The organism is Cupriavidus sp. HMR-1 (assembly GCF_000319775.1).
Lineage (GTDB): Bacteria > Pseudomonadota > Gammaproteobacteria > Burkholderiales > Burkholderiaceae > Cupriavidus > Cupriavidus metallidurans.
This window is the reverse complement of sequence record NZ_ANKP01000243.1, coordinates 1-8467: the sequence shown is the minus strand read 5'-3', so window position 1 is coordinate 8467 and position 8467 is coordinate 1. Positions and strand designations below refer to the sequence as shown.

Below are 8467 nucleotides of genomic sequence, written 5' to 3'. Positions count from 1 at the left end.
GGCCGGCCCGCGGCAGGCTGCAACAGCCGCCCGCTCGGCGCCATGCGCTATCTGGCGGCGGCCAGTCCGGCGTTCATGCAGCGCTACTTTGCCGATGGCGTTGGCGCAGGCACCCTGGCCGAGGCGCCCAGCCTCGTGTTCAACACCAAGGATGAGCTGCAGGTGCGGTGGGCGCGGCGCTTGTGCCATCGGCATGTGGAACTGCCCCGGCATACCCTGCCGTCGTCGCAGGCGTTCGTGACGGCGGCCTTGGCCGGCATGGGCTGGGGCCTGCATCCACAGGCGCTCGTCGCGCCGTATCTGGCGGATGGCACGCTAGTCGAACTGGTGCCAGGGGCGCCGCTCGATGTCCCCCTTCACTGGCAATACGCACGCGCGGCGTCTGGCTTGCTCGACGGGCTGAGCCGCGAGGTGCTGGCTGCTGCGCGGGCTGCGCTACTGCCGCCCTGATGTTGGCTGGTGTTGGGTGGTATTGGCTGGCAGAGGCGGGTTCCCGCATGGCCTGCGGCAGCCGGGCTCGAGCGGCGCTCTACGCATACTTTCCATCCGAGGTCCGGTCAGACCCACAAGCGGTACAACCAGAACGATTCATCTTCGACGAAGCGCTGCGCGAACTCGGTCGGAGAAAAGCCGGTAATGCGTTTCGTCGTGCGGACCAGATGGGCCTGGTCCGCGAAGCCTTCCTCCAGCGCCAGCCCGGGCCAGTCGAATGGCTGGCCGGCCTCGTAACGATCGCGGGCTGTGAAAAATGCGCCCTCGGTTCGGACGATCGCTTGCCACTCGCGCAAGGACCGGCCGCTATAGGCCTTGATGCGACGTTCCACCTGACGCGGGCTGCTTGTCCGCTGCCATTCGCGGGCCTGCAAGGCCAGGCGTTCCACCCAGCGCCGGCCCGTCTGGCGCAGAGACGCGAGCGTGGACGACCGATGCTGAAGCGCGAGCCATCGCGGAGCGAGATGTTGCTCGAGCGCCGCCAGTGTTTCCGCGTCGCTCTCGGCATCGCTCAGGGACTCGATGAGTGGCCGCCAGCCATCGCCAAGCACTTCGCGCGCGCATCGAAAGCGATCGTGAATTGCCGTCAGATCCAGATCGAACAATGCCTTGGCCGCATCTGCGGTAAAGCACACCATGCCACCGCGTCCGGTGGTCGGCACCCAGCTCGTGAGTGGTGACGATTGGCTACCGGAAACGGCAACCGTGGCCCCGATGGGGCGCCACAGGGGACCGTTCGATGACCGTTCCACCAGGCCGGTGCCCGGATCGGGAAACCAGGACAGGCAAACGAGCGGCGATGCGGGAACGTGGGTCAGGCGCTGCGCGTCGGTCAGCGGAAAGCCGCGCGTGTCCCGGCACACGATTGCCGCAATGGCGCCATGCAGCGATGGCGGGGCCGGATAGAGTCGCGCATGAGGGGGCCGCCCGCCGTGCGATGCCAGTGGCGCGCGCGCGGTCGGGTCTGGGCATTGGATCGGCGTCGAAAGGGGCCCGGAGGACATGAGCGGCGAGTATAGGCAGGCGCGGCGTGGCTGTCGATGTCGTTTCGGTTCAAGACAGACCGCGTGGGAGCGTGTGGAATCTGCACATGACCACCGAATCCCAATCCCAATGCCCGTTCCAGGCGACCAAGTCGCCGACGCCGCCTGGCTCGCCACTGCTGCATCCATACGGCGCCTGGCCGCCTGGTCCGGCAGCCGGCCTGACTGGCTGGCACCTGCTGCGGAGAATGTCGCGCGATCTGCTCGGCACGCTCGGCGAATGGCAGCGGACTTACGGCGACGTCGTGCATTTGCGGATGTGGCCGGAACATGCGGTCGTCGTCACCGACCCGCAGCTCGTCCGCGAACTTCTGGTGACCCATCACGACTCGCTGGTCCGCTGGGAACGTGGCACGCGCGTGTTCGCCCGCGTGCATGGGCATAGCGTGCTGACCGCAGAGGGTGACGCATGGTCGCGCAAGCGGCAGGCGTTGCAGCCGGGCTTCATGCCGAAGGCCGTGCATGGTTTCGTTCCGGGCATCGTGGAGATCGTCGACAAGGGGCTCGCCACATGGCCCACGCGAGTGGCGGACTGGCCGGTGGAAAGCGCGCTGACGTCGCTGACCATGGACGTGATCGTCCGGATGATGTTTTCGGATGAGATCGGTGAGGACGCGCGCGTGGCGGAGTACGCCGTGCGCGCGATCAGCGAGGCGGCCAACGCCGATTTTTACTGGCCGGCGAGCCTGCCCGACTGGGTGCCATGGAAGCGCGCAAGTCGGCAGGCACTCCACACGTTGCGGGGCCTGATCGAGCGACATCTGCAGGCGCGTCTGCGGATGCGCACGGATACCTGGCCGGACGACCTGCTTTCGCGCCTGCTGTGCCTGCATCGGGATGACGCGGCGGCGTGGCCGCTGCAGGCGGTGCGCGACGAATGCATGACGACGTTCCTGGCCGGACACGAGACCACCGCGGCGACGCTGACGTGGTGGGCCTGGTGCATGGCATCGAACCCGTCCGCGCAGGACGCCGCACGCGCCGAGGTCACGCATGTGCTGCGCGGCCAGGCGCCGACGGCGGATAGTCGCCAGGCGCTGCGTCAGGTGGTGCAGACGATCACGGAGTCGATGCGTCTCTACCCGGTGGCCCCGGTGCTCATCAGCCGTCGCGCGGTCCGCTCCATCACCCTGGGCCCGTGGCGCCTACCGGCGCGCACGCTGTTCATGCTGCCCTTGCAGTTGATGCACCACGATCCGCGCTTGTTCCCGGAGCCGGAGCGCTTTCAGCCCGATCGCTTCTCGACAGGTTCGCCGCAGGCCCCGCGCGGCGCCTACATGCCATTTGGCACCGGCCCGCGGGTTTGCCTGGGGCAGCACCTGGCAACGGCCGAGATGACGGTCATCGCCGCGATGCTGCTGCAGCGGTACAAGCTGTCGGCGCCGGAAGGCGCAGCACATCCGCGGCCGCTGTTGAACGTGACGTTACGGCCGGATCAGCCGCTTTGGCTTGCCGTGACGCCGATTTGACCGGGATTGCCGCCTCGCCGGTCTCAGCGACGGCGAGGTGGCACGTGCCAGTGCCTCAGGACGTCACGGTATCGGTCAGGGCCAGGGCCAGGGCCGGGTAGTCGATATACCCATGCCCGTCGCCACCAAAGAACGCATTGGGAATGGCATCGTTCATCGGCGCGCCGAGCTTCAGGCGGGTGACGAAGTCCGGGTTGGCCAGCACCATCTGTCCATAGGCTTCCAGATCGGCAAGCCCGGATGCCATGTCGGCACCCACAGCTTCACGGGTGCGGCCCGGCCGGTTCAGGATCAGCGTGCCGCGCCAGCGTTCGCGGATGTCGGCCAACTGTGGCTCGTTGCCCTGGAGGGTGACGTGCAGGTACGCCAGGCCGAGCTTGTCCAGTTCCGTTACCAGGTGGCGGTAGAGCGCCGGACCTTCGGCGCCTTCGTCGATGCCCCACAGCGGCGTGCCGGGCGATAGTCGGATGGCCGTCCGGTCCGCGCCGATTTCCCCGGCGATTGCGGTGGCCACCTCGATGGCGAAGCGGGCGCGGTTGTCGATCGAGCCGCCGTATTTGTCGGTGCGGGTATTGGCATTGGGCGCGAAGAACTGCTGGACCAGATAACCATTGGCCCCGTGGATCTCGACGCCGTCCGCGCCCGCGGCGATCGCTTGCCGGGCGGCGAAGCGGAAGTCGTCCACGGTCTGGCGCACCTCATCAGTGGTCAGCGCGCGCGGTGCCGGAATGTCCTGCATACCCTTCAGCGTAAACATCGGCACACCGGGGGCAATGGCGGATGGCGCCACACCTTGCCGGTGATGCGGCGTGTTGTCCGGGTGGGACATGCGTCCCGCGTGCATGAGCTGGATGAAGATCCGACCGCCACGCTCGTGCACTGCGGCGGTGACGTTTTTCCATCCATCGACATGGGCTTCGGTGTAGATGCCGGGCGTGGCGAGGTACCCCTGCCCGTCGTCCGAAGGCTGGGTCCCTTCGGTCACGATCAGACCGACACTCGCGCGCTGCGCGTAGTACTCGGCCGCCAGTTCGCCCGGCGTGCCATCAAGGCTGGCGCGGCTACGGGTCATCGGCGCCATGACCAGGCGATTCTTCAGGGTGTATCGGCCGACGCGGACCGGGGTGAACAGTGCGCTCATGTGCATGACCTCTTTTGACAGTGCAGGTTGCCGGCATCGGTTTGCGATGCCGATCAGGCGCTGCCGCGCGCCATCGCGCGGATCAGCGCTTCCATGGCGCCATCATCGGTTGCTTCCTGATCGAGATAAATCTGCTAATTTGCAATGCATTGATCCACTGATGGAGCAATCGGCGTGGAACTATTGAACGACATGGCCTTATTCGTGGAGGTCGTCAAGGCGAAGGGGTTTCGCAGCGCCGCGGACGTTCTGGATATGCCGAGTTCGACGCTGTCCCGGCGAATCAGCGCCCTGGAAAAGGCGATCGGGTTGCGCCTGCTGCACCGTACGACGCGCAAGATCGAGTTGACGGAGGCCGGCCGGATCTACTTCGAGCGATGCAAGCGCATCGTGGGCGATGCCAGACTGGCACATGAACAGCTCGGGACCATGCTGGCGGAGCCTGTGGGCGTGCTCCGGGCGTCATTTCCAGTTGATTTCGCGGTGACCTATCTGGCGCCGCTGATTGCAGAGTTTGCTGGCCGCTACCCCGGACTGAGCTTCGACTTCGATCTCACGCCCCGGCGAGTGGATCTGGTGAGCGAGCCGTTCGATGTCGCCATCCGCGCGGGCGAGCCCGAAGTCTCGCAACTGATCGCGCGTCAGCTGGCGTCGTTCGGGACCTATCTCTATGCCTCGCCCGGATATATCGAACGCGCGGGAGAGCCGCGCGTCCCCGCCGATCTGAATCATCACGAATGTCTGGGCATACAGCGGGGAGGTGCGTGGACACTGCATCGCGGCGAAGTCACCACCACGATCCCGGTGAGCAGCCGCTTTACGTTGAACAGCGTCGGGATGGCGCGTCGTCTGGCCGCGCTCGACATGGGCATCGTGCTGATGGCCGAAGCGATCGTGGCAGATGACCTCGCCACGGGACAGCTACGCCGGCTGATGCCCGAATGGCAGGGAACGCCGGTACCGGTCTACGCCATGACCGAGACGCGCCTGCTCCCGGCCAAGACGCAGCGATTCATTGAGTTCCTGCGTGAACGGTTCGAATAACAGGCGGGTAGCCGCGCGCTCAACGCTGTGAAAAAACAGTGATTGAGAAGGCTTCCAGTGCCACGTCTTATCCCAGTGCCAACGAAGGCGCGCCTGACGCGAGTCAGTTCACCCCGTGGCGTTCCGAGGAGCGAGACTGCTACTGAGCCGACGGCCCGCTGGACAAACCGGTCGACTCGGAGGGCGCCGTGCCACCACCCGGCGTACCCGCCGTGCCTGGCGTGTTTCCATTCCCCGAGTCGGGTTTGTCCTGCTGCTGCGCCTGCCGTCCATGCCGGCCGCCACCGCGCTGACCTAAGCCGCCACCGCCGCCGCCATGGGATTTTGTCGCGGTCTGCTTCAATTCCTGATTGATGGTGTCGATCGTGCGTGGCGCCGGCGTCATGCGCGCGAAGTTACTCTGGATATTGCGCATGGCCGCGTCGTTATCGCCTCCATCCGGGGGCGAGGCCGCTTGCTGGCTGAAGGCGACGCCTGGCAGGGCCAGCACGGCGGCAGCCGCCAGCCAGGCGGCAATACGTGGCTGGCGACGGAAGGTGTGGCGCGGTTTGTTGGGGGCGGGATGATTCATGTTGCGTGTCTCGGCTCCGGTTGATGATTGTGGGGAGCATTTCCCCACAAGAGCACGCAATCTGTTAGTTCTTTCCCGTTTCAGCGTATTGCGGTTGTATCGGCGGATTACAACGACGCTGGCCGCTGTGGCCTTGGACTCACAGCATCCCGGTGATGTGCTGCATGACCAGGCTGCTCAGCGCCACGCTGACCCACACGATCAGGCCCAGCAGCAGCGGGCGGGCGCCGGCGCGCTTCAGGCGTTCGAAGTCGGTGCTCAGGCCAACGCCGGTCAGCGCGCCGATGACGAGGAACGGGGCCAGTTGCTGGATGACGTGCGTCACGCCTGCCGGGAGGAATTCGTTGATTGCCGACGCCAGCACGAAGAGCACGATGAACCAGGGGATCACGCGACGCATCGAGCCGCCAGGCTGGCTGCGCTGGAAGAGCATGGCGATGACCAGCGTGACGGGCACGATCATCATCGCGCGTGTCAGCTTGACGATCGTCGCGTACTCGCCGGCGGCTGAACTCCAGGCATAGCCGGCTGCCACCACCGACGAGGTGTCGTTGATCGCCGTGCCGGCCCACAGGCCGAAGCCGGCATCGGACATGCCGAGCATCTTGCCCAGGATCGGGAAGATCACCACGGCCACGACGTTGAACATGAAGATCGTGGACAACGCATACGTCATGTCGTGATCGTCCGGCTGCAGCACGGGCGTGATCGCGGCGATTGCCGAGCCGCCGCAAATGGCCGTACCGGCACCGATCAGGACCTTGAGCTTCTCCGGGATGCGCAGCAGGTGCCCGGCCACGAGGGCCACGGTGAAGGCAACCGCCAGTGTGACGAGCGAGATAGGCAAGGACGTCAATCCGGTATGGACGACCTCATGCAGTGGCAGGCTGAACCCCAGGCCGACGATCGAATACTGCAGAAGCTGCTTGGAAGCGAACTGGATGCCGGGCTTGCACGACTCGGATGGCTTGAGGAAGGCTCGGCAGAGCAGGCCAAGCAACATGCCGAATACGGCACCCCCCAACAGCGGCACAGCCTTGCCAAGCAGCGTGGCGGGCACGGTCAGGGCGAGAACGAGGAGTAGCCCGGGGAGCGTGGACCTTGCGGAGAGGAGTCGGGACGCCATGCTGCAAACACCTTCTTAGATGAATTTTGCATAACGATATTTCCTCAGTGCATATGGGCGCCAACGGTATTTTCGGGTTGTATCTATCGAAAATGTCGATAAGGACGGCTGTCGGGCCTGCCGCGGCAACCGACGATCCCCCACAAAAGCAAACCGCCGCGACGAGGTGCTCGTGGCGGCGGTTTGCTTTTATCGGTTCGTTCTATCGGCTCGGGCCCGTCTGGCGTGGCCCCAGTCTTCCTACTGCTTGTTCGGGGTGGTGCAGAGCCCGTGCAGCTTGCGCAACCCTGAGTAAAGTCCGCGCCTTTCCTCTGGCGTCAGCATCCGGATGACCGATGCCTGCCCGCGACGCGCCAGCGGAATGACCTGCGCATGGAGGGTGGCCCCCTCTGGCGAAATCCGGCATGTCAGGCGCCGGCGCGTTCCGCCTTCCGACTCAAGCGTCACCAGCCCGCGATCCTCCAGCAGCCGCAGTGTCCGGCTGACCAGCGCCTTGTCCGAGGTGGACTGCCTGACCAGTTCCGCGAATGACATCGTCTCGCCGTGCGCCAGCAGCGCCAGGATGCGCCACTCCGGCACCGTCAGCTCGAAGCGGGACGCGTACGGCTCCGTCACGTTGCTGCGCAGCGCCGTGACGAGCTGGCTCAGCATCGTCGTCAGGAAGTCGTTGACGTTGAGATCGGTGCCGGCTTCGTCGAGGTTCGACCACGGGTCGGTGGTCCCGGTGTCGACGGAGGCGGAACGGGTTGTGCTGGACATGAAGGGGGAGCTGTGGAGACGTGCTGGAAAATCGCCGCAAAGCGCGGCTGGAAGCCGATCGCGATTGTCTCACATGCAGGGTTGCCGGCAACTTCGCGGGTTTGCGCGTCGGACGCCCGCCTCACAAACGTTACGCGCGCCGGTGACGCGCCCGACATCGGGGCGCGTCACCGGCGCGCGCAAGCAGTGTCATCCGGCCGCCGCGCATCAGGGCGCGGCGTTTCCGTGCGGCATCAAGCCGCGAAACCGCCATCCACGTTGAGGCTGGCACCCGTCACGAATCCAGCCTCAGGGCCGGCCAGATACGCCACCATGCTGGCGATCTCGTCGGGGTGGGCGTGACGTTGCAGCGCCATCAGGCCGTGCAGCGATGCTGCGAATTCGCTGTCCTCGGGGTTCATGTCGGTGTTGACTGGGCCAGGCTGCACGTTATTGACCGTGATGCCCTTCGGTCCCAGGTCGCGTGCCATGCCTTGCACCAGCCCCTTCAGGGCGGACTTGCTCATCGCGTAGGCGGCGCCGCCCGGGAACGGCATACGATCCGCATTGGTGCTGCCGATGTTAATGATGCGGCCGCCCTGGCCCATGTGCGCCAGCGCTGCCTTCGCGGCGACAAATACCGCGCGTACATTCACGGCCAGCGTCTTGTCGAAGTCTTCCAGCGGGAACGTATCGACCGGACCGAGGAACAGCACGCCGGCGTTGTTCACGAGGATGTCGATCCTGCCGAAGTCAGCGGCGGCCGCGTCGATCGCACGCGTGACGGCCGCGGCATCGGCCGCGTCGGCGTGATAGGCACGGGCACGGCCGCCTGCGGCCTGG

At 65.9% G+C, this 8467-nt stretch carries 9 protein-coding genes; 3 read left to right on the top strand and 6 right to left on the bottom strand.

Annotation, left to right across the window (positions count from 1 at the left end; genetic code table 11):
- A partial coding sequence (locus tag D769_RS25675; protein ID WP_008650975.1) for a LysR substrate-binding domain-containing protein occupies window positions 1-450 on the top strand: 450 nt, incomplete at its 5' end.
- 107 nt (window positions 451-557) lie between these two features.
- On the opposite strand, the gene D769_RS25670 is transcribed toward D769_RS25675, so the two are convergent.
- Complete coding sequence (locus D769_RS25670; RefSeq protein ID WP_040011260.1) at window positions 558-1496, bottom strand: AraC family transcriptional regulator; 939 nt, start codon at window positions 1494-1496, stop codon at window positions 558-560.
- Between the two features lie 86 nt (window positions 1497-1582).
- Between D769_RS25670 and D769_RS25665 the strand changes: the two genes are divergently transcribed.
- Window positions 1583-3004 carry a cytochrome P450 gene (locus tag D769_RS25665; protein ID WP_008650973.1) on the top strand — a complete coding sequence of 474 codons (1422 nt, stop codon included), beginning with the start codon at window positions 1583-1585 and terminating at the stop codon, window positions 3002-3004.
- 55 nt (window positions 3005-3059) lie between these two features.
- Here the strand turns inward: D769_RS25665 and D769_RS25660 are convergent, their stop codons facing one another.
- Complete coding sequence (locus tag D769_RS25660; protein ID WP_040011259.1) at window positions 3060-4145, bottom strand: alkene reductase; 1086 nt, start codon at window positions 4143-4145, stop codon at window positions 3060-3062.
- Between the two features lie 174 nt (window positions 4146-4319).
- Between D769_RS25660 and D769_RS25655 the strand changes: the two genes are divergently transcribed.
- A complete protein-coding gene (locus D769_RS25655; protein WP_008650971.1) occupies window positions 4320-5189 on the top strand; it encodes a LysR family transcriptional regulator in 870 nt (289 codons plus the stop codon).
- Between the two features lie 139 nt (window positions 5190-5328).
- On the opposite strand, the gene D769_RS25650 is transcribed toward D769_RS25655, so the two are convergent.
- The 4 genes from D769_RS25650 to D769_RS25635 all read right to left on the bottom strand — a co-directional run.
- Window positions 5329-5760 (bottom strand): hypothetical protein, encoded by a 432-nt coding sequence (locus D769_RS25650; protein WP_008650970.1) that lies wholly within the window; start codon window positions 5758-5760, stop codon window positions 5329-5331.
- 139 nt (window positions 5761-5899) lie between these two features.
- The gene (locus tag D769_RS25645; protein WP_040011258.1) at window positions 5900-6886 is read right to left on the bottom strand and encodes a putative sulfate exporter family transporter; all 987 of its coding nucleotides are present in this window, start codon (window positions 6884-6886) and stop codon (window positions 5900-5902) included.
- A gap of 240 nt (window positions 6887-7126) precedes the next feature.
- Window positions 7127-7645, bottom strand: coding sequence for a MarR family transcriptional regulator (locus D769_RS25640; protein WP_008650968.1), 519 nt, complete (start codon window positions 7643-7645; stop codon window positions 7127-7129).
- A gap of 233 nt (window positions 7646-7878) precedes the next feature.
- A partial coding sequence (locus tag D769_RS25635; protein ID WP_008650967.1) for an SDR family oxidoreductase occupies window positions 7879-8467 on the bottom strand: 589 nt, incomplete at its 5' end.